Origin of the sequence: Streptomyces sp. NPDC046881, from assembly GCF_040645015.1 — a bacterium.
In the GTDB taxonomy this organism is placed as follows: Bacteria; Actinomycetota; Actinomycetes; order Streptomycetales; family Streptomycetaceae; genus Streptomyces.
The window spans coordinates 40,824-61,624 of sequence record NZ_JBEYXJ010000019.1 but is presented as its reverse complement, the minus strand read 5'-3'; the positions used below and the strand labels follow the sequence as shown (position 1 = coordinate 61,624).

Annotated in this window: 16 protein-coding genes; 6 read left to right on the top strand and 10 right to left on the bottom strand. The window is 72.7% G+C overall.

The features are described from left to right. Positions 1–63: 63 nt before the first annotated feature. The 3 genes from ABZ923_RS12475 to ABZ923_RS12465 are packed head-to-tail and all read right to left on the bottom strand — an operon-like array spanning position 64 to position 4,600. Complete coding sequence (locus tag ABZ923_RS12475) at positions 64–1,602, bottom strand: oligosaccharide flippase family protein (RefSeq protein WP_361470188.1); 1,539 nt, start codon at positions 1,600–1,602, stop codon at positions 64–66. Further along, on the bottom strand, positions 1,599–3,158 hold the full coding sequence (locus ABZ923_RS12470) for a hypothetical protein (RefSeq protein ID WP_361470186.1): 1,560 nt from the start codon (positions 3,156–3,158) through the stop codon (positions 1,599–1,601). The genes ABZ923_RS12475 and ABZ923_RS12470 overlap by 4 nt, the downstream gene beginning before the upstream one ends. Beyond that, positions 3,155–4,600: a hypothetical protein gene (locus ABZ923_RS12465; RefSeq protein ID WP_361470184.1), complete on the bottom strand. Its 1,446-nt coding sequence runs from the start codon at positions 4,598–4,600 to the stop codon at positions 3,155–3,157. Before ABZ923_RS12465 ends, ABZ923_RS12470 begins: the two co-directional genes overlap by 4 nt. A gap of 285 nt (positions 4,601–4,885) precedes the next feature. Between ABZ923_RS12465 and ABZ923_RS12460 the strand changes: the two genes are divergently transcribed. Beyond that, a complete protein-coding gene (locus ABZ923_RS12460; protein ID WP_361470183.1) occupies positions 4,886–5,866 on the top strand; it encodes an NAD-dependent epimerase/dehydratase family protein in 981 nt (326 codons plus the stop codon). Between the two features lie 31 nt (positions 5,867–5,897). Further along, complete coding sequence (locus tag ABZ923_RS12455) at positions 5,898–7,100, top strand: glycosyltransferase family 4 protein (protein ID WP_361470181.1); 1,203 nt, start codon at positions 5,898–5,900, stop codon at positions 7,098–7,100. Between the two features lie 712 nt (positions 7,101–7,812). Here ABZ923_RS12455 and ABZ923_RS12450 read toward each other — a convergent pair. From ABZ923_RS12450 to ABZ923_RS12440, 3 genes are all read right to left on the bottom strand, one after another. After that, the gene (locus ABZ923_RS12450) at positions 7,813–9,006 is read right to left on the bottom strand and encodes a glycosyltransferase family 4 protein (RefSeq protein WP_361470179.1); all 1,194 of its coding nucleotides are present in this window, start codon (positions 9,004–9,006) and stop codon (positions 7,813–7,815) included. After that, a complete protein-coding gene (locus ABZ923_RS12445) occupies positions 9,003–9,593 on the bottom strand; it encodes a putative colanic acid biosynthesis acetyltransferase (RefSeq protein WP_361470177.1) in 591 nt (196 codons plus the stop codon). The genes ABZ923_RS12450 and ABZ923_RS12445 overlap by 4 nt, the downstream gene beginning before the upstream one ends. A gap of 116 nt (positions 9,594–9,709) precedes the next feature. Next, on the bottom strand, positions 9,710–11,071 hold the full coding sequence (locus ABZ923_RS12440; RefSeq protein ID WP_361470246.1) for a sugar transferase: 1,362 nt from the start codon (positions 11,069–11,071) through the stop codon (positions 9,710–9,712). Between the two features lie 340 nt (positions 11,072–11,411). Here ABZ923_RS12440 and ABZ923_RS12435 point away from each other — a divergent pair, with 340 nt between their 5' ends. After that, positions 11,412–14,417: a tetratricopeptide repeat protein gene (locus ABZ923_RS12435; protein WP_361470176.1), complete on the top strand. Its 3,006-nt coding sequence runs from the start codon at positions 11,412–11,414 to the stop codon at positions 14,415–14,417. 125 nt (positions 14,418–14,542) lie between these two features. Then, the gene (locus ABZ923_RS12430; RefSeq protein ID WP_361470174.1) at positions 14,543–15,568 is read left to right on the top strand and encodes a Clp protease N-terminal domain-containing protein; all 1,026 of its coding nucleotides are present in this window, start codon (positions 14,543–14,545) and stop codon (positions 15,566–15,568) included. Between the two features lie 26 nt (positions 15,569–15,594). Here ABZ923_RS12430 and ABZ923_RS12425 read toward each other — a convergent pair whose 3' ends face one another. From ABZ923_RS12425 to ABZ923_RS12410, 4 genes are all read right to left on the bottom strand, one after another. Then, complete coding sequence (locus ABZ923_RS12425) at positions 15,595–16,038, bottom strand: Fur family transcriptional regulator (RefSeq protein ID WP_361470172.1); 444 nt, start codon at positions 16,036–16,038, stop codon at positions 15,595–15,597. Further along, complete coding sequence (locus ABZ923_RS12420) at positions 16,035–16,559, bottom strand: ATP-binding protein (protein WP_361470170.1); 525 nt, start codon at positions 16,557–16,559, stop codon at positions 16,035–16,037. Before ABZ923_RS12420 ends, ABZ923_RS12425 begins: the two co-directional genes overlap by 4 nt. A gap of 108 nt (positions 16,560–16,667) precedes the next feature. Then, positions 16,668–17,495 (bottom strand): SDR family NAD(P)-dependent oxidoreductase, encoded by an 828-nt coding sequence (locus tag ABZ923_RS12415; RefSeq protein ID WP_361470169.1) that lies wholly within the window; start codon positions 17,493–17,495, stop codon positions 16,668–16,670. Continuing rightward, complete coding sequence (locus tag ABZ923_RS12410) at positions 17,492–18,499, bottom strand: NADP-dependent oxidoreductase (protein ID WP_361470167.1); 1,008 nt, start codon at positions 18,497–18,499, stop codon at positions 17,492–17,494. The genes ABZ923_RS12415 and ABZ923_RS12410 overlap by 4 nt, the downstream gene beginning before the upstream one ends. 200 nt (positions 18,500–18,699) lie before the next feature. Here ABZ923_RS12410 and ABZ923_RS12405 point away from each other — a divergent pair, with 200 nt between their 5' ends. Together ABZ923_RS12405 and ABZ923_RS12400 are read left to right on the top strand one after the other, a co-directional pair. Further along, positions 18,700–19,164: a DUF485 domain-containing protein gene (locus ABZ923_RS12405; protein WP_361470166.1), complete on the top strand. Its 465-nt coding sequence runs from the start codon at positions 18,700–18,702 to the stop codon at positions 19,162–19,164. Next, positions 19,161–20,777 (top strand): cation acetate symporter, encoded by a 1,617-nt coding sequence (locus ABZ923_RS12400; protein WP_361470165.1) that lies wholly within the window; start codon positions 19,161–19,163, stop codon positions 20,775–20,777. The genes ABZ923_RS12405 and ABZ923_RS12400 overlap by 4 nt, the downstream gene beginning before the upstream one ends. Positions 20,778–20,801 lie beyond the last annotated feature (24 nt).

The following is a 20,801-nucleotide window of genomic DNA, read 5'->3' as shown; positions in this document are numbered from 1 at the left end:
GTGGGCGACACGCGGGGAATGACACGGGCCCTGCCGGACTCGGGCCGACGCCCTTGCCCGGGCTCATGCGGCGCGTCGGCGCAGAACTCCGAACAGCTCACTCACTCCCAGCGGCCTGCGATACCACCACAAAGTAGTACCAAATACACACATTCCCAAGGTCATCCCGGCGGCGAGTCCCGACAGCGTGTCACCTGACAGCCAGCGGACGGCGGCCAGCACCGTCGCGACGGCCAGCCCGGCGCCGAGGGCGGTCCGGTAGCCCCCGTCCACGGTCGTGAAGCCGAGGCGCAGCCGGATGAGCACGGCCGACGAGAGGTTCTCCACGACGATGGCCGCGCCCCAGGACACGGCGGCACCGAGAACACCCCACCGGGGCACCGTGAGCACCCCCACCGTCAGTTGCACGGTGAACGCCACGGCGGTGATGACGAGATGCCAGGAACTCTTGCCGGACATCAGGAGCACGGTCTGGGCGTTGCCGACCGCGACGTTGACCATCGCCGCCCCGCACAGCACGACCAGGGCGGGCGCCCCGTGGACGAACTCCGGGCCGAAGACCGACAGCACGGTCCGGGGGAATCCGGCGACGAGGAGGAACACCGGCCAGGAGAAGAGCACGATCCAGCAGGTCGAGACGCGGTGCAGGTGACGGGCCTCGGCGAGCTGGTCGACGGCGAGCAGCCGGCTGATCTGGGGTGCCACGGCGAGCCGGATGGCGAGTTGCAGCAGGGTGCCCGCGGTGATGACGCGGCCGATTGCGGTGTAGACGCCCGCCTCGGCGCCGGTGGCCAGCGCGGACAGCAGGATGACGCCGACCCAGACCGCGCTGTAGTCGAAGAGGGACGAGATCGCGCGGGGTGCCGCGAAGCTCCAGAAGTCACGCCAGGGGGCGGATCCGTGTGCGGCCGGGTGCGTGGTGCCGCGGGCGGCGCGGCAGCGGCGCAGGGCCAGCCACGCGGCCACGGTTCCGGCCAGTGCGGGCAGCAGCCAGGCCGCCGCCAGGGGGAGCATGCCGGGCGCGTAGCAGGCCACCGGGACGGCGATGGCCACGCGCAGCACGGGTTTGCCGATCTGCTCCACGCCCACGAAGGCCACTACGGTGCCGTGGCCCTGGCTGGCGCCGAGCAGCACCAGCCCGACGGTGGCGACGGGCAGGAACAGCCCGAAGAGCCGGACCAGGGTGACGGCGTCGGCCGGCCGCAGGTGCGGCAGGAGCGTGGTGGCCACCGCGGGGCACAGCAGCAGGGGCAGGGCGGCCACCGTACTGGCCACGGCCGCGGGTACGACGGCCACGCGCAGCAGACCGCCGACCGACCGGCCCCCGCCCACGGCGATGTCGCGCGCGACGAAGCGGACGAGCCCGGTGTCGGAGCCGAGTTTGCAGGTGTTGCTGAGGATGGTGAACACGGCCACACCCGTGAAGACCGATCCCGCCCCCTGCGCTCCGAGGGCGCGGGTGATCAGGCCGACGAAGACGAAGGCGAAGACGGCGTTCGCCGCGGAACCCGCCGCCCCCCACCAGCCGCCCCGCGCGGCGGCGACGACGCTGCTCGGGGCGGCGGCCCCGGGGGCGGGGGCGGCCGCTTCCAGGGCGGTCATCCGCGCGAGACCGTGAGTGTCTCGTCCTGGGCGGGGAGTTCCACCAGCGGCGTGGCGGCCTCCGCCTCCGGGCGGCGCCCGGAGCGGCGGCGCAGGGCGGCGCGCAGCCGCCCCCGCCGGCGGCCGGGGTCGAGTACGGCACCGAGGAGGGTCCCGCCGGAGCAGTCGATCAGCTCGTGCACCCGCTCGAGGTCGTCCCGCCGGGTGGTGCCGAGGCCGGCGACGAGCAGGACGCCGTCGACGCGCTGGGCGAGGGCCAGTGCGTCGGCGTGCTCCAGGAGCGGCCGGGCGACGACGACCGCGGTACGGGAGTCGGGTCCGGACGGCAGCCGGTGGACGGCGGCGGACCCGCCCGCCGGCGAACCGGTGGCGCAGCACGCGAAGCGCCCGGCGGTGCCGGCGTCGACGAGGCGGCTCCCGTCGGGCAGAGCGGCGTCCCCGGGCGTGCGGGAGGCGTCCGCCAGCAGGGGCAGCCGGGTCGTGAGGGCGGGCGTGCCGGGGTCGGCGTCCACCAGCAGCACGTCGTCGCCGCACTCGGTGAGAGCCGCGGCCAGGTTCACGGCGACCTCCTCGGTGGCGGCGCCGCGCCGGGGGGCCACGACGAGGACCCGGCCGGCGCCGGCGGGCAGGCCGGTGCGCAGGCGGTAGGCCAGGGCGCGGTACGTCTCCGCGCGGTCGCCGCCCAGGTGCCCGACCCGCAGCAGGGTGTCCTCACCGGGCTCGGGGGGCAGCAGGGCCAGCACCGGGGTGCGCAGCGCGGCCCGGGCCTCGCCGGCCGACCGGACCCGGGTGTCGAGGGCGGAGCGCAGCCAGGCCAGCAGGATGCCGAGGCCGAGTCCGCCCGCCAGCCCGAGCATGAGCAGGACCTGCCAGCCGGGTCCCGAGGGGCCTCTGGGTGCCTCGCCGCGGCGGACGATGTCACCTCCGTCGGTGTCCCGGGAGTTGATCTCGACGATCCGCTTGTGCAGGGTGTCCAGTTCGCTCTGCACGGCCTTGTCGTCGGCCTCGTCCGCGTCCTTCTTCTTGGCCTGCACCGTCGTGATCTGCTGCTGCACGCTGCGGCCGGCCCGCTGCACGGCGGCTTCGTTACGGGCCTTGCGGTCGGCCAGGTAGGCCTCGGCGAAGGCGTTGGCGCCGCGCGCCGCGCGCCGCGGGGTGCGGGCGGTGAACTCGAAGCGCAGCACCTGGGACTTGGCCGGGTTGGTGATCCGCAGGTCGCTCTCCAGCGCGGCCGCTCTGCTGTCGGCCTGGCCCATCAGGCGGGCCGCACGGATGGCGACCGCGGCGCTGGCGGCGACCTGCTGCTCGGTGCCCATGCTGACCTGGTTGTCGGCGGCCACGTTGACCGTGCCGAAGGGGTCGGCGGTGGAGCGTACGAGGACTTCGCTGGTGGAGATGTAGGTGTGGGCGCGGGAGAACGCCAGGGCGGCCCCGCCCAGCAGTCCCAGCACGATCCCCAGGGCGATGACGGCCCGATGGCGCAGGAGTCGGCGTAGTTGGTCACGCAGCTGGTCCGGTTCGTCGTACCGGTCGGGGAAGTCGATGGGGCCGGTCACGGGTGCCCTCCTGTGGTCGGGATCGGTGCGGGACGGGTGGGTGCGGTCGGCAGCGCCGACGGGACGATCCGGGGTGCGCGGGCGGCGGAGGTGGTGATGAGCAGCGGAACGGCCAGCAGCAGGGTCAGCGGGCCGACGATTCCGAGCAGGCTGCCGCGCAGGAAGACGATCTGGTAGAAGGCGAAGGCCGGGACCAGGAGGGCCGCGAGGGTGCCTGTCCGGCCGCGGAGCCGGTGGCGCACGTCGTCCATGCGGCGTCCGGCCGCGCCGAGCAGGAAGAACACGGCGGCCACGGCGGGCGGGCCGGCCCACAGGTAACTCTCGATCCACAACGGGGCGGAGAGGTTGAGGAAGTCGTAACCCGCGTACTGAGCCAGGGTGATGCCGGTGTCCCCCGGTTTGTCCGGCCACACCGAGCGCGGGACCGGGAACAGCACGGGCCCCAGCACGTTCTGCGGTGCGAATCCCCTGTCCCGCGCGTAGTCGACGCCGGTCTGGACCTGCTGGAAGGCGTCGTAGTCGCCATTGGCGGTGAACTGTGCGGAGAGGGAGACGACGGTGAACTGCTCCCGGTCGCTGTAGCGGAAGTAGTCGCTGTACGGGAAGACCAACAGCACGGTCGCCATGAGGGTGGCCGCGATGACGCGGAAGGCGCGGGGTCGGCTCAGCCGCGGGACGCTGAACAGCAGGGTCAGCAGGACCGTGCCGACCCAGAACCGCGGTTTGCTGACGGGGTTGTTGACGACGACGTTCAGCGCGAGGAGCAGCGGCAGCAGCAGCCGGCGGATGCCGCGCAGCAGACGGTCACCAGCCGGCGCGCACGGTACGCACAGCAGGCCCAGCAGCGCCCAGAAGGCGGGTACGGACAGGGACCAGTTGCGCAGCGACGACAGGAAGGCGCCGTCCGAGCTGTCCATGGCTCCTGCCTCACGCAGCGCCTGACGGCTCGTGAAGTAGGCCCCGACACCGCCGGGTTGACCGGGGATGAGCAGCACGGCCAGGGCGAGGGCGAGGCCGCACAGTGACAGCAGGCGCCAGGGTGCGAGGCGGCGGGACAGGAACCGTTCCACCGGTCCCAGCGCGAGGGAGGCTGGACCGGCCGCGCGGGTGCGCTCGCGGCGGGCGGCGACGGCGGCCCCCGCGCTGTGGGCGAGCAGTCCGAGTTCGACGACGGCCACGGCCATGAGGGCGGTCCCCTCGCCGGTCCGGTAGGCCCAGGGATAGGTGTCGGTGGCGAGCTGGGCCAGGGGGGCGAGGCCGAGCCAGATGTAGGCGAAGACCCAGAACCCGAGGGCGACGAGCCGCACCGTCGTCGCGGTGAGCACCCGGATGAGGGCCACGCCGGTGTGCGCCACCACCACGCCCTGCAGGGCGAGCGCCGGCGACGGGCGCAGGCCACCCGTCTGGAGGATCAGCCCCGGCAGCAGGGCCAGCAGGGCCACGGCCCAGAGGGAGACCGCGGCCGCACTGCGAACGCGAGCCTCCCTCGGAAGTCCTTCACCAATCGGGTGTTTCACCTGAAAGCTCATCAAAAGGTTTATAACGCCTGCACCCCATGAAGCCGCACAGGCGCGCGCGAAGCCCCGGGGGTGCGCACGGCCGTCCGCGCCGCGTCGCCCTCGGGTGACACCGGGAGACCAGGCGGCGTGCCAATTGTCAAAAATCAGGACACATGTGCATTGATTATTCGCACCAGATCATCACATCTTCGGACAGAAGGGTGGCCCATGGGCGAGCAGGTCGACGTCGTCGTTGCCGGTGGCGGGGGTTTCATCGGGGGGCATCTCGTGGGCACCCTTCTGGCCCAGGGGCTGACCGTCCGCTGCATCGACATCAAGCCCCGGCACGAGTGGTACCAGCTCCACGACGCCGCGGAGAACGTGATCGCCGACCTGTCCCTGCTGGAGAACGCGCGCGCGGGCGTCCAGGGCGCACGGCAGGTGTACATGCTGGCCGCCGACATGGGCGGCATGGGCTTCATCGAGAACAACAAGGCCGCCTGCATGATGTCGGTCCTGACCAGCACGCACATGCTGAAGGCCGCGCACGAGGCGGGCGTGGAACGCTACTTCTACTCCTCCTCCGCCTGCGTCTACGCCGCCGGCAAGCAGGCCGACCCGAACGTCACCGCGCTGCGCGAGGAGGACGCCTACCCGGCGCAGCCAGAGGACGGCTACGGCTGGGAGAAGCTCTTCTCCGAGCGCATGTGCCGCCACTACGCGGAAGACTACGGTTTCACCACCCGCGTCGCCCGCTACCACAACGTGTACGGCCCGCACGGCACCTGGGAGGGCGGCCGGGAGAAGGCCCCCGCCGCGGTGTGCCGGAAGGTGGCCGAGGCGGTGCTCTCCGGTGACCACCGGATCGAGATCTGGGGCGACGGCCTGCAGACCCGTTCGTTCATGTACATCGACGACTGCCTGCACGGCAGCCAGATGATCATGAAGGGCGACAGCGGCGTCCCGGTCAACCTCGGCTCCTCGGAGCTGGTGACCATCAACCAACTCGTCGACATCGTCGAGCGGATCGCGGGCATCCGCTGCGAGCGCAGCTACCGGCTGGACGCCCCCCAGGGCGTACGCGGCCGCAACTCCGACAACACCCTGATCCGCGAGATCTACGGCTGGGAGCCGTCGGTCTCCCTGGCCGACGGGCTGGAACAGACCTACGCCTGGGTCTACGACCAGGTCAAGCGCACCCACCAGTGATGCGCGGCCCGTTGCGAGGACGGAGGAGACGATGAGGATCCTCGTCCACGACTACAGCGGCCACCCGTTCCAGGCACAGCTGAGCCGGGAGCTGGCGCGCCGCGGTCATGAGGTCGTCCACTCGACGTGCACGGCCTACGTGTCCGGGAAGGGCAGGCTGGCCGGAGACGTCGCCGGCCTTCGCTTCGCCACCATCGGGGACGGCGTCAGGCTGCGCAAGGAGGCCTACTTCCGCCGGCTCGGCCAGGAGACCCGGCTGGGTCTCGAACTCGCCCGGCAGGTCCGCCGCGAGAAGCCCGACGTGGCGCTGCTGTCCAACCTGCCGATCCCGGTGCTGGTCGTGACCGCGGCCGTGCTGCGGAGGCTGCGCATCCCCTGGGTGCTGTGGCACCAGGACGTGACCGCGGTCGCGCTCGAGAGCTTCGCCGCCGCCGATGTCGCCAAGTCGATGAGGCTGGCCGCGAAGGTCTTCGGGGCGGGCGAGAAGTGGTCGGCGCGGCAGGCCGCGGCCATCGTGGTGATCGCCGACTCGTTCGTGCGGGTCCACGAGCGGTGGGGCACCGCCGGCAAGGTCACCGTCATTCCCAACTGGGCGCCGCTGGACGAGATCGTCCCGGTGGCACGGGCCAACGCCTGGTCGGCGGAGCACGGCCTGGACGGCGTGCGGACCGTGCTGTACTCGGGCACGCTCGGGCTGAAACACAACCCGGTGCTGCTGGTACGGCTGGCCGAGCGGCTGCGTGACCGGGGCGGGCCGGTACGGCTCGTCGTCGTCAACGACGGTCCTGCCGTGCCCGTCCTCAGGGACGCCGCCGCGGCGCGGGGCGTCGAGCTGACTCTGCTGCCCTTCCAGCCCTACGAGCGGCTGCCCGAGGTGCTCGGCAGCGGCGACGTCCTCGTCGTCCTGCTGGACCCGGACGCCGGGCAGTTCTCGGTCCCGTCCAAGACGCTGTCCTATCTGTGCGCCGGGCGGCCGGTGCTCGGCCTGATGCCCGCCGGCAACCTCGCCGCGCGGCTGCTCCGGCAGGCGGGCTCGGCGGTCTTCCCGCCGGAGGAGGCGGCCCTGGACCGGGCGGCCGCCTGGGTCCAGGAGGTCCTGTCCGACCCGGCCCGGGCCGAGCAACTGGGCAAGGAGAGCCGGGCGCTGGCCGAGCGGGAGTTCGCCCTGGAGGGCTGCGCCTCCCGCTTCGAGGCCATCCTCACCAGCGCCGCCGGACACCGTCACCGCCCCTGACCGACCACCCCGTGGCCGGCCGCCGAACCCGGCCGGCCACACGGCGTCCCCACCGACCTCCCCCGAGCCGAACGCTCACCCTGCCGGCGTACCGCACCCGACCCGGGACCGACGCCATCAGACCCTCGGGTATCGGCGCAGGCACGCACCCGGGGCCGGCACCATCAGGCCCCCGCAGACCGACGCCAGCACCGACTCGGGACCGGAGCCACCAGGCACTCGGGGACCGGCACCCTCACAACCTCCCGAGTCGACGCCGTCACGCACTCCGGGATCGGTGTTGCCAGGCACTCGGAGACCGACGCCAGCACACACCCGGGGCCGGCACCACCAGCCACTCGGAGCGCCTTCACAAGCTCGCGAATCGGCGCCGTCACGGACTCGGGGACCGGTGCCATCGCCCGTTCAGGGACCGATGTCCGCCCGCACTCCCGACCCGGCGCCGACACGCTCTCGGGGGCCGGCGCCGTCACGCACTCGCGGATCGAGGCATCCCCCACTCGGGGAGCGGCACCCTCCCCCACTCGGGGAGCGGCACCCTCCCCCGCCCAAGGACCGACGCCCTCACCCCACGCACGGATGGGCGCCCTCGCCCACTCACGGACCAGTGCCCTCGCCGACTCGCGGACCGGTGCCCTCGCCGACTCGCGCCCCGGCGCCGGGCTTGCAGGCCGGGGCCGGGGCGTAGTCGTTGTGCGGTGGGCTCGGGGGATCACCCGGTCGGGCTGGGGGTGGCCGGCTGCTGGTCGGGGTGGGCGTCGGCCGGGTGGGCCGTGGCCGGTCGGGCGTCCCGGCCGCTGCCCCGGTAGATCTCCTCCAGCCGGTCGGCCACGGCGCCGATGGAGTAGACGTCCTCGACCACACGGCGGCCGGCCTGCGCCATCCGGGCGCGCAGTTCGGGGTCGCCGAGCAGCCGGAGGACCGCTGCCGCCATGGCCGCGGGACTGCCGTCGGTGACGAGGGCGGCGCCGCGGCGGGACAGCTCGTCGGCGATGCCGCAGGTGTCGGTGCAGACCACGGGCGTGCCGGCGGCCAGCGCCTCGATGAGGGTCATGCCGAACGGCTCGTTCACGCTCGGCAGTACATGGACGGCCGCCGTCCGGTACGCCTCGTGCGCCTCGGCGGGGTCGAGCGCACCGCCGTAGCGGACCACGTCCGCGAGCCCGTCCCCGATGAGCCGGCGGACGGCGGCCAGCGATCCGTCGTCGGGGCCGTACAGCGTGAAGCGGGCCTCGGGCATCTCCTCGTGGACCAGCGCGGCCATCTCCACGAACGCCTCCGGACGCTTACGGGGATGCAGCCGGGCCAGGAACACCACATGGGGGTCGCGCGGCCGCCGCGGAACCGATCCGGGCGGACCCGGCCGGATGCCGTTGGGCAGGATCCGCAGCGGCGGACCGTCGGGCCCCAGCACCCGTGCCACCAGCCGGCCCTCCTGCTCGGTCAGGACACAGCAGGCGCGCGCCCGGCGCAGCAACGGCAGGTACAGCACGTCGAACAGCCGGACGGGGAGCGCGGTGCGCGGCTCGACCATGCCGTGGGTCTGGGCCACGCACGGCACTCGGCGAAGGGCGGCAACGGCGAGGGCGGCGAGGGAGACCAGGTCCCGCCCCGCGTGGACGTGCACGACATCGACGTCGCGCACGGCCCGCCACAGGTCGCGGACGAGGAGCGGGTGCAGCAGGCCGATGCAGCCCCGTCCCGGCAGCAGCGTACGGGCCGGACGGGAGCGCAACCGGACGGCGCCGACACGGTCCGGCCCCCGGCCGCTGCCCCGCCACAGGGACATCAGGGTGACGTCGTGACCGCGTGCGGCCAGTTCCTCCGACTGGGCGACCGCGACGCTCGGCGGACCGCCGAAGATTCCGTCGTCGCTGACGAGTGTGACCACGTGGAGCAGTCTCATGCCGTACGTCCCTTCGTCGTCAGGACCGCGCCGGGCGCCAGGTCCCGGTGGGCGACGGCGCCGGCGCCCACCACGCCGCCCCGGCCGACGGTGACCCCGCGCAGGACGACGGCACGGGCCGCCACCCAGCTGCCCGGCTCCAGCCGGATGGGGCCGTTGTCGAACTCGAAGGTGGCGGACCGGGGCCGATGGCTGCCCGTGCACAGCAGCGCGCTCTGCGAGACACAGCAGTCGTGGGCGATCGTGACGGGTTCGAGGTTGAGGATCCAGGCACCCTCGCCGATCCACACGTCGTCGCCGATCTCCAGCTTCCACGGCCAGTGCACCCGCACCCCGTGCCGGATCAGCACCCGCTGCCCGACCCGGGCGCCGAACGCCCGCAGCAGCGCCGGTCGCCAGCGGGCCGGGCACCACCACTTGACGAAGACCAGGTGGAGGACGGCGAACCAGGCGGCCTGTACGAGCACCGGGCGCCCCTTGTCGTATCCGGCACCGGTGAAGCCGCGCAGGGAGCGCTCCACGACGGGCCGGTGGGTCGTGACCGGCCCGGGGTCACCGGGCTGATGGGTGGCCGCGGTCTGCGCCATGGCGGTGTCCCTTCCCGAGAGCCGAGGCGTTCACGTGCGTGATCCTTCATGCCCCGGGCGGCGAAGCACCCGCGATCCAGGCGTGTTGGCGGCAGGCTTGCCCGGATGGAGGACCCTCAGTAGGCACCTTGGCCGTTCAGCACCGCGCGTACGGTACGGGCCATCACGTTGATGTCCATGGACGGCGACCAGTTGTCGACGTAGCGCAGGTCGAGCGAGACCGTCTCGTGCCAGGACAGGTCCGAGCGGCCACTGACCTGCCACAGTCCGGTCAGGCCCGGTTTGACGTGCAGCCGGCGCATCTCCACCGGGTTGTACTTGACGACCTCCTCGGGCACCGGGGGGCGCGGGCCGACCAGGGACATGTGGCCGAGGAGGACGTTGAACAGCTGGGGCAGCTCGTCGAGCGAGTAGCGGCGCAGGAAGCGGCCCAGGGGCGTGATCCGGGGGTCACGGCGCATCTTGAACATGTGGCCGTCGTTCTCGTTCGCCGCCTCCAGCTCGCTCTTGAGGCGGTCCGCGCCGACGACCATCGTGCGGTACTTCCACAGCGGGAACGGTGTGCCGTTCTGGCCGACCCGGATCTGACGGTAGAACGCGGGACCGGGTGAGCCGAGCCGCACGGACAGCGCCAGCAGGAGCAGCAGCGGCGAGAGCAGCACGATCAGCAGCAGAGCGCCCACACGGTCCACGGCCTCCTTCAGCAGGGCCGGCACGCCGCGGCGCAGCGGCGGCGAGATGTGCAGCAGGGTGAGTCCGGACGCCGAGGTGAGCCGGACCCGCCGGCGGGCGACCTCGACGATGCCGGGCAGCACGACGATCGGCCGGCCCCGGTCGTGCACCGCCCAGGACAGCCGGCGCAACCGCTGGCCGGACAGGTGCGGGCCCGACACCACGAAGACCAGGTCGGCGGAGAGTTCGTCGGCCGCCCCGAGCACCGTCTCGGCGTCCTCCCCGGGGGTCTCGGGCTCCGCCCGGGGCAGCCGCACGTACACGGGGACACCGGAGAGCACCTCCTCCTCGCCGACGGGGCAGCAGCCCACGATCACGTATTCGTGGTCGGTGCGCTGGGCCAGCTGCCCGACCACCGCGTCGATCGTCGGGCCTTCCCCGACCACCAGGACGTGGCGCAGCGCGCGGCCGTTGCGGCGGGCGGCCCGGAGGTGGCGGTGAATCACCTGGTGGCACGCGGCGGTGAGGACGAGCGCGGGGATCAGCGCCGTGAAGGCCTCGGCCGGCACGCTCTGCAGTCCGCACAGCACACGCAGGGTCGCCAGCGCGCCGACCAGCAGCAGCCAGTCCCGCAGGACGGCCGCCAGGCCACCGCCGTCGCCCCAGGCGGAGAGCGTGTACCGCTTGCCGGCCACTCTGATCAACGGCCACATCAACGCGGCGACGACCGCCAGACGCACGGGGTGCGGTTCGTGGACCTCCACGATCGCGGCCGCGACCGGCAGTGCCGCGCCGGTCAGGTCCACAGCGACGGACAGGGGGCCGTACCAGCGTGCCTGAGTGCCTTCCGGATGGGCCGGCCGACTCGGCACGGAAACCGGCACCTGTCGGGACGCCGCGGTTCTGAAGGGCCGCATGCTTCTCCTTAGAAGCTCCAATCCCAGCCAACCGGCGCGGCCGCACCGCCCGTTCAAGGGCCGGTCACGCCTTCACAAGATCTTTATATCAAGTGATTGATGGTTATGTCGGTTTTACTTACTCCCTCCCCCACTCCGCACGGGACGCGAACCGCCCGAGCGCGGCCTGTCGACACGGTCCCGGACGCCAAGCATCATGGGATGTGGTGCGGCCCACGGGGGAGGGCGGATGGAACAGAGAACTCCGGGCAATCCGTTCGCCGGCTTGCTGCCACCGCAGGACGTCCGGGCGCCGGGGCGCAAGCCGACGGGCCGCCTCGGTGACCATCTGCTCGTCTACGAGGTCCTGCGCGGCGGCATGGGCGAGGTCCACCTCTGCGGGCAGCAGGACGACGACGGGCCCACACTGGCGCTGAAGACGTTCCAGCGGCGCTTCTTCTTCGACCGGGAGCCGCGGGACGCGTTCGTACGCGAAGTGGTGCTGTGGACGCGGCTGACCGGGCTGGCCCACATCATGCCCGCGCTCTTCCTGCGGATCGTCGAAGGACGTCCGTTCGTCGCCATGCCCCTGGTCCGAGAAGGGCCGCGCGGCGGACGCACCGTGCGTGATCTCCTCGCCGGCGGCCGCGCCCTGCCCGCCGTGGAGGTGCTGAGGCTGGCCTTCGAGGTGGCGGCCGGGATGAACCTGGCACAGCGGAAGATCCCCGGTCTCGTCCACGGCGACCTCAAACCGGAGAACCTGCTGCTGCTGGGCCGGTGGCTGCTCGTCTCCGACTTCGGACTGTCCCGTGTCGCCGGTCGGGACGGCCCCTCGGACCTGGAGAGCACCTGGGCCTACCGGGCCCCCGAGTGCTGGGAGCCCGGCTCCGAACCGTCCGTCGCGGCGGACGTCTACGCCTTCGGAACGGTGCTGTTCGAACTGCTCGCCGGAGGCACCCCGTACGCGGCGGCCGGTCGCGAGGAGTGGCGGGCCGCGCATCGCTCCGGGACACCGCGCAGCGTGCCGCCGCCTCCGGCCGGTTCCGGCAGCGCCGTACTCGTCGACCACCTGTCGGCCCTCGCCCGCGACTGTCTGGCCCCGAGCCCCGAGCACCGGCCCGAGGACTTCGGCGTGGTTCTGCACAGGCTGCTCACCGCCGCGGAGGCCCATGAGCCGATGTCCTCGCTGGGGCTCCTGCACGACAGTGCCTCGCTGGGCTCCGTACTGACCGAGCAACAGGCCGGGTTCGACGAACAGCGGATCGAGAGTCTCTTCGGCATCGGCGAGTACGGACTCGTCCTGGAGGAGATCGACTCCTTGCCGCCCGCGTCCGTCACGCCGGCCTTGCGCTACCGCCGCGGGAGCGTGCTGTCGCTGCTGGGGCGGGACGAGGAGGCCTTGGTCTCCTTCCGGCAGGCCCTCGACAGCGGACTGCCGGCGCGGACCGCGGTGCAGTGCCGGGCGGAGGTGGCCCTCTCCCTGAAACGGCTCGGCAACCTGGAACAGGCGGGACAGCAGCTGCGGGATCTCGCGGTCGAGGCGCCGCCCGACATGAGGCCGGGCGTGCTGATCAACCTGGCCACCGTCCACCTGACGGCCGGCCGGCCGCAGCGGGCGCGGGAGCTGATGACCCGGGTGACCGCCGAGCACTCCGATCAATGGCAGGCCTGGGGCAACCTGGGCCTGGCCTTCGAACAGCTCGGCGCGTGGACCCAGGCGGTGGATGCCTACCAGCACGCCCTGGGGATCGCCCCGCAGGAGACCTTCCTGCTGCTCCGGCTGGCCGTCGTCTGCATGGATCGTCTCCATGACGTCGGTACCGCCTGGCAGGCCCTGGAGATGGCACACGGCCAGGGGCTGACGAGTGAGGAGTGGTACGTCCGTTACCTGGCCTGCCACCTGCTGCTGGGCCGCACGGAGGAGCCGCTGGCGCTGGACGCGGCCGCCCGCGAACAGCTGGGAGCATCCACGGCGGAAGCCCTCTGGAACCGGGCCGTCGACCTGGCCGACCGCATCGCCGAGCCGACCGGCCCGGACGCCGGTACGGACGCCGGTACGGACGCGGGTTCGGACGCCGGTGCGGAGCAGGCCCCCGGCAGCGGCTCCGACCCCGCGCCTGCGCCGCAGCGGCCCGGTGACCTCCCTCCTGTCGTGCTGACGGGGGGCCCGGAGTACGCCTCGCCGGGCGTGCCGTTCTTGAACCTGCGCATCGATGCCCGCACGAGGCTCTACACCGTCGACTTCTATTTCCGCACCGACTCCGCACGCGACGACTACGCGGGGGCCTTTGCCGATGCCCTGGAGCAGGACAGGACGCGGCTGCGACTGGAGAATCCGCAGCTGGAGCTGCGCGCCACCCCGTTCTACTTCACCCGTTGCCCCGGGTGCGGCGGGGCGGTGCTCACGAACCGCGACCCCGGCAGGGAACTGCGCTGCCGGTGGTGCGGCACCACCGCTGCCACGCGGCAGGTCCGGGAGGAAGGGCTGGACGGGCTTCGGTCGGCGGCCGAGGAGGCCGCCGGGCTGAACCGGGTCGACCTCTGCGGCCTCGTCCTCTCGCTCCTCGTCGATCCGCACGGCCGGGAACGCGTGCCGCATGTGCTGTCGATCGCCACCACCGCAGGATGGGAACCGCTCCCCGAAGATCATGTGCTGTCGCTGTTCCTGCGCGCCGAGGCTGACCGGCGTGGCATGGTGGCGGTCGGGAGCGGCCCCGTCGTCGTCCTGCGCAGGACGGCGCCTCCGCACAGCGACGCGTACGCGGACACCACACCACCGGACGTGGAGCGGCTCCTGGTGGCGTTGCGCGCTGAGGTCGGTCCGGTCATGTCCCTGTCCCATGTGCACGATCCCGTCGGCGGTGATCCCGTCACCCTCGCCCTGCAAGGGGAGAGGGACGACGCCGTGGGGTACTGGCAGCGGCTGGCCACGGAGGAGCCGCTGGACCCGCTGGTGCAGCTCGGCCTGGCCGAGTCGCTGATCAGCGCGGAACGTCTCGAGGAGGCGTTGCCTCCGGCGCGGCGCGCGGTAGGGCTGCTGCCCGCCGACGCCGGCTGCTGGGCGACGCTCGGACGGGTGCACCGGCGCAGGGGCGAGGCGGCCGAGGCGGCCGAGGCGTTCGAGAGATCCCTGGCCCTGGATCCCGTGCAGCCCGTGGTCCTGTTCATGCTCGCGGACTGCTACAGCGCACTGGACCGTCCGCAGGACGCCGCCGTGGCAGCGGCTCGGGCCGCGGCGCTCGGCCGCCGCCTGTGACCGACGTGGTGCGGCGGTCGGCGCGGGGCCGACGCCCTGCGCGTCGGGCACCCGGTGCCTCAGAATGAAGCAGTCCACCGCGGGCCCGTGCGCGGCGCGGGAGCCATGAGCAGGGGGAGACGGCGTTGGAATTGCTCACGACCGTGGCGGGAGCACTCGCCCGCATGATCGTCGGGCCGCTCGGCGCCCGGATCGGGACGGCCGTCCTCGGCCCCGCCGAGATGCGCGCCGTGGAGAAGGCCTGCCTCGCGGCGGTGGAGAGGGCGGTGGACGACGTACGGGAAGAGGGCGCCGGCCCGGAGGAGGCGGACCACCTCCTGGGGCTCTTGCGCGATCTCGTCGGGGAGGTCGAGCTCGACGACCTCCCCCTGCTTGCGCCGATGCCCCCTGCGGACCCGGCCGCCGGCGCACACAAGGAAACGGTCGCCGCCGTGGCGCGCTGGCGTGCGGCCGCCGAACGGCTCGGGCAGGACCCGGACACCTTCCCGACCGGGTTCGAGCACCTGGTCGAGCGTCTCCTCGCCCATATCCCGGAAGAGGTCACGGAAGCAGCCACCGCCACCGGCAGCGCACTCTTCCCCAGGGTCGTCCTGACCCGGTTGGAACGGCTCGACACCTCCCTGCAGGGTCTGGGGACGGCGGTACACACCGCCGCCACACCGCTGCCGCCGCTGGCGGAGCCGCTGCACGAGGCGCTCGACGCCGCGCGGGAGGTCTGTCGTGCGACGCAACGGGCCTTTGTCACCCCCGACTTGCTGCTCGCCCTGCTCGCCGTCCCGCACGGCAGAGCGGCGGCCTGCTTCGACTCCGTCCGCCCGGCACTGGCTGCCACCGTCCGGGAGATGCTCCGGCGTTACCTGGCCACCACGGAATTCGGCCCCTTCCACCCCTTCGACTGGGCCGAGCGCGCCGATGTCCAGCACGCGCGGCGGCTGGCCGCACGCGATCGGGCGCCGGTGGTGAACGACGCCCATCTGCTGCTGGGCGTCCTGGAGGGCGGCTCCGCCACCAGCCGGCAGCTCGCCGAGTGGCTCGGGGCCGATCACGAGCGGCTCCGTGCGGCCGCCACAGCCGCGGCGCGCAGCGCGCGGCCGTTCGCGGCAGGTACGCCGGGGGTCGTCTTCGGCACGGGCGGCCCGGAGTCGCCCTGAGTCATTCGGGCAGCGGGATCTCCCGGCTAGGCGCGGCAGTCGGGGCAGACGCCCCAGAAGGTCACGGCGGCCTCCTGGACGTCGTACTCCGCCGGCAGCCGGGGTTCCATGCAGGGGGCCGCACCCACCGCGCACTCGACGTCACGGATGGCGGCGCAGCGCAGGCAGACGAAGTGGTGGTGGTTGTCGCGGTGTTCGACCTCGTAGCGGGCCGGGTGGCCGGGAATCTGGGTGCACCGGACCAGGCCGGCTTCCGTGAGGGCGCGCAGTACGTTGTAGGTGGCCTGCAGGGACAGGCCGCCCGTGATCCGCCGCGCGCGCTCGCGCAGGGTGTCGGCGTCGAGGTGGCCCGCCGACTCGGAGACCGCCGCCAGCACGGCCATGCGCTGGACGGTCACCCGCATGCCTGCCGCGCGCAGCCTGGCCGCGGCCCGCGCCATCGGCTCCTCGCCGGTCGCCGGCCCTGTCACGCGGCCTCGCCCCTTCCCTCGGCCTCCCTCGCGCTCTCGCCGGTGACCAGGCACGTCACGGCGCCGGCGTCCGGCTCCTCCGCCCCGGCGGTGAGTTCGAACCACACGGTCTTGCCCGAGGGCAGGCTGCGCTCGTGGCCCCACCGAGCGGCCAGCGTGTCCACGAGCGCCAGTCCGCGGCCGCCCTCGTCATCGGGGCCGGCCTCGGTGGGGCGCGGCGGCCGCGACGAACCGTCGCCGACCGCACAGCGCACCTGAGGGGCCCGCTCCAGGGTGAGGCGCAGCGGGCCGGCGCCGTGCCGCAGCGCGTTGCACACCAGCTCGCTCACCAGCAGTTCGGCGACCGGAACCAGCTCGTCGAGGCCCCATCGGGTCAGTACGTCGCGCACGGCGTTCCGCGCCAGACCGCACGCGGTCGGCGACCACGGCAGGGACCAGGACCCGGTTCCGGACGACCCGGGGGCGGCCGGGCCGGGGATCACTCCGCCCGGGAGGGACTCCCGGGGGATCGTACGGGTCATGCGGGCACCCCTTCGGGGATCGACTGCCGTCTCGCCTTCTCGCTCTCGACCGTACGCCCTTCCTGGAGTCAGTCAAGTTTGTGGAGAAGTGCACCTTTCATGACGGAATCACGGTTTCGACGGAATCAGGGTTTCGGCGGTCGGGTCGCCGACGGGCCGGGCCGGACCCGGGACGTTGCGGAAGCGGAACGGCTCCGGTTCGCGGCCGGCCTGGACGAACCAGCACTCCCCCGTGCCGTCGCCGGTGAGGATCCGCAGCACCGCGTCCGCGACGGTCTCGGCCGGGATGACCGGCAGCCCCTGGTCGGAGAGCAGGTCGCGCAGGTGGTCGATGATGCGCGACTCGGCGAAGCCCGGGCAGACCGCGTTGAAGCGCACGTTCTCCGATGCGAGCGCCGGCCCCAGGGAGCGCGCGAGTCCCACGACCGCGTGCTTGTTGGCCGCGTACAGCGGATCGAGCGGCACCGCCGCCAGACCGGCCAGGGAAGCGGTCGCCACGATGGATCCCCCGCCGCGCGCCCGCAGTGCGGGCAGCACCGCGTGGGTCCCGAAGACCACGCCGTCGAGGTTGGCGCCCATCGCCCGGCGGTAGCGTGCGGGATCGAAGTCCTCGCCGACGCCGCAACCGGTCGCCACCCCCGCGTTGAGCAGCGCGATGTCGACACCGCCGTACCGCTCCTGGGTGAACCGCACCAGGGCGCGGTTGGCGTCGAGGTCGGAGACGTCGCAGGCGCGGAAGTCGCCCTCGACCATGTCGGCCACCTCCCGCCCGCCCTGCGCGTCGAGGTCGGCGACGACCACGCGCGCGCCCGCCCTCGCCAGGGCCAGCGCCGAGGCCCGGCCCAGCCCGCTGGCGGCGCCGGTCACGATCGCCACCTTGCCCGCCAGCGCGGCGCCCTCCGCCCCTCCTCCTGCGAGGACCTCGGCGGCGGTCACGCCAGCTCCAGCACGAGCTTGCCGACGTTCTCGCCGCGGAAGAGCATCTGCAAGGTCGCGGGGAAGTCGTCGATGCCGCCCTTCACCACGTGTTCCTTGACCTTGATGCGGCCGTCGCCGATCCAGGCGGAGATCTCCTGGGCGGCCTTGGCGTACTGCTTGGCGTAGTCGAAGACGACGAAGCCCTCCATGCGGGCCCGGCGCACCAGCAGCGAGAGGTAGTTGGAGGGGCCCTTGACCGGTGTGGCGTTGTTGTACTGGCTGATCGCGCCGCAGATCACGACGCGCGCGTGCATCGCCAGCCGGGTGAGGGCGGTGTCGAGGATGTCGCCTCCGACGTTGTCGAAGTAGACGTCGATGCCGTCGGGGGCGTGCTCGCGCAGCGCCTTCTTGACGTCGTCGGCCCGGTAGTCGATCGCCGCGTCGAATCCCAGCTCGTCGGTGAGCATGGCGCACTTCTCCGGTCCGCCGGCGATGCCCACGACACGACAGCCCTTGGCCTTCGCGATCTGACCCGCGATGGTGCCGACCGCGCCGGCCGCTCCGGAGACCACGACGGTCTCGCCGTCCTGCAGCGCGCCGACGTCCAGCAGGCCGAAGTAGGCCGTCATGCCGGGCATGCCCAGCGCCCCCAGGTACGTGGAGGGCGGGGCGAGGGAGGTGTCGATCTTCATGGCGCCGCGGCCGTCGGAGACCACGTACTCCTGGACGCCGAACGTGCCGACCACGTGGTCGCCGGGCTGGAAGTCGGGGTGGTTCGACGCGGTCACCTCGATGACCGATCCGGCCCGCATCACCTCTCCGATGCCGACGGGCGGCAGGTAGGAGGGACGGTCGTCCAGCCAGCCCCGCATGGCCGGGTCCAGGGAGATCACGCGCGTACGGCCCGCGAACCGGCCCGGGCCGGGTTCCGCGATCGGTTCGGAGTGGTGCTCCCAGTCCTCGGGCTTCACTTCGCCCTCGGGGCGGGCTGCCAGACGGATCTGGCGGTTGGTCGCGGACATCACGCCTCCTGGTTGGTACGGCCTCCCGCGACCATACCGACCAGTAGGTACGCGGGTGCACGTGATATTCCCCACAGGCCCTTCCCGAATCCGACCCTCTCAGCAGGCTTATCACGCATTCCAACCAGTCGGTATCGTGCGCCGCCGATGCTTTCACCGCCACCTCCCACGGACCCGAGCCGCATCCGGAAGGCCTTGCGATGACACACCCCGACGACCGGTACCCACCGGGACGGACGCAGCGGGACCCCTGGCAGTACGAGGCGCAGTACGACACCGCCTCGTACGCGCCCTCGTACGCTCCCTACGACCCGTTCGGGCAGGCCGGGCAGCGCCCGCCGCACCTGCACCAGCCCCAGCCGTCCGGCGCCGACCTCGCCGAGCTCCGCTCGGCCTACCGCAAGCTGCGCCGGGTCTCGACGCTCACCGCGCTCGGCTCGTTCGTGGTGTACGTGGTGCTGTCCTGCTGGGCACCGGACCTGATGGGTTCGGAGATCGCCGGTGAGCTGAGCCTCGGCATGGGCCTGGGGGTCCTCCAGCTCCTCGTCACCTTCGCGGCCGTCTTCTGGTACGGACGCAGCGCACGCGCCTCCGTGGACCCGCTCGCGGGGGCCGTCAGGGAGCGCGCGGTCCGGCCGCTCCGGGATGCCGGAGCGGTGAGATGAACGACTACGGCTCGGGGACCCAGGCACTCGTCCTGGTCCTGTTCAGCACCCTGGTGACCCTCACGCTGCTGATGTGCGTGATGGCGGGACCGGACCGCGACGACCTGACGAACTTCTACACCGGCTACCTCTCCCTCACCCCGCTCAAGAACGGCCTGGCGATCGCGGGCGACTACATCTCCGCGGCCACGGTGCTGAGCACCACCGGCATCATCGCGCTCGCCGGCTACGACGGTTACGTCCTGGCGGTCAGCACCGCCCTGTCGCTGGTGCTGCTGATGTTCCTGCTGGCCGAGCCGCTGCGCAACGCCGGCAGCTTCACCATGGGCGACGTCCTGGCCCGCACCATGCCCGGGCGGGCCGTCCGCATCGCCTCCTGCGTGGTGACGCTCTCGGCGACCCTGCCCTTCCTGGTCGTCCAGCTCTCGGGGGCCGGGTCGCTGCTCACCTTCATCCTGGGCATGTCGCACGAGGACGGCGTCAGGACGGTGTGCATCGTCCTCGTCGGCACCCTGATGATCATCTATGCGGCGATCGGCGGCATGCGGGGCACCGCGCTGATCCAGATGATCAAGATCGTGCTGCTGATCGGCACCAGCCTCACCGTCGCCGCTCTGGTCCTGCACCGCTTCGACTGGAGCCCCGGCGAGGTGCTGCGGGCCGCCGAGCAGGGCAGTGGCACGGGCCCGGGATTCCTCCGCCAAGGCCTCCAGCTGGGCACCTCGGCAACTCAGCGGCTGGACTTCGCCAGTCTCCAGATCACCGTGATCCTCGGCGCGGCCTGCCTGCCGCACATCACGATGCGGCTGTACTCCGCACGCGACGTGCCCGCCGTGCGCCGCTCCATGTCCTGGGCGGTCGGCACGGTCACCACGTTCTGCCTGCTCGTGATCATCCTGGGTACGGGCGCGGCGGCCCTGGTGGGGTCGGAGTCCATCACGGCGACCGATCCGCGCGGCCGGACGTCGGTGCTCATGCTGTCCCGTGTGCTCGGCGGCGGCGCCGGCTCCGCGAGCACGACCGTCCTCTACGCCGCCGTGGCGGGCACGGTGTTCATCACCCTGCTGTCCTCGGTCGCGGGGATGACGCTGGCCGCGGCCTCCTCGCTCGCCCACGACCTGTTCGCCCATGCGCTGCGGCGGGACCGGGCGGCACCGCGTACGGAGATGACGGTGGCGGCGTGGACGAGCGTGGTGGTGGGAAGCGTCGCCGTCCTGCTCTCGGTCCTGGTCCAGAACTGGGACGTCGGCGTGCTGACGACGCTGGCGATCTGCATCGGGGCGTCGGCCGTCGCCCCCGCGCTGACCTACTCCCTGTTCTGGCGCGGGTTCACGCGCACCGGCCTGCTCGCCAGCCTCTACGGGGGCACCGCCTGCGCGCTGGTGCTGATGGTCTTCTCCCGCGCGGTTTCGGGCACGCCGTCCGCGGTCTTCCCGCACGCGGACTTCAGCTGGTTCCCGCTGCAGTCCACCGGCCTGGTCTCCATCCCGTTCGGCTATCTGGCGGGCTGGCTGGGCAGCCGGCTGGACCACCGTCGCCGCGCCGCCGAGAGCCGCGAGAACCGGCGGCTGTACGAGGAGAGCGAGGCACGGATGCTGGCCGCGGCCGAGTGAGCACGACGGCGCGGCGGGCCACGG

Coding starts and splice junctions, on each gene's coding strand:
- ABZ923_RS12455 (WP_361470181.1), top strand. CDS start 5,898: ATGAGGATCCTCGTCCACGACTACAGCGGCCACCCGTTCCAGGCACAG.
- ABZ923_RS12420 (WP_361470170.1), bottom strand. CDS start 16,559: ATGACCCGTACGATCCCCCGGGAGTCCCTCCCGGGCGGAGTGATCCCC.
- ABZ923_RS12450 (WP_361470179.1), bottom strand. CDS start 9,006: ATGAGACTGCTCCACGTGGTCACACTCGTCAGCGACGACGGAATCTTC.
- ABZ923_RS12435 (WP_361470176.1), top strand. CDS start 11,412: ATGGAACAGAGAACTCCGGGCAATCCGTTCGCCGGCTTGCTGCCACCG.
- ABZ923_RS12410 (WP_361470167.1), bottom strand. CDS start 18,499: ATGTCCGCGACCAACCGCCAGATCCGTCTGGCAGCCCGCCCCGAGGGC.
- ABZ923_RS12445 (WP_361470177.1), bottom strand. CDS start 9,593: ATGGCGCAGACCGCGGCCACCCATCAGCCCGGTGACCCCGGGCCGGTC.
- ABZ923_RS12405 (WP_361470166.1), top strand. CDS start 18,700: ATGACACACCCCGACGACCGGTACCCACCGGGACGGACGCAGCGGGAC.
- ABZ923_RS12460 (WP_361470183.1), top strand. CDS start 4,886: ATGGGCGAGCAGGTCGACGTCGTCGTTGCCGGTGGCGGGGGTTTCATC.
- ABZ923_RS12400 (WP_361470165.1), top strand. CDS start 19,161: ATGAACGACTACGGCTCGGGGACCCAGGCACTCGTCCTGGTCCTGTTC.
- ABZ923_RS12475 (WP_361470188.1), bottom strand. CDS start 1,602: ATGACCGCCCTGGAAGCGGCCGCCCCCGCCCCCGGGGCCGCCGCCCCG.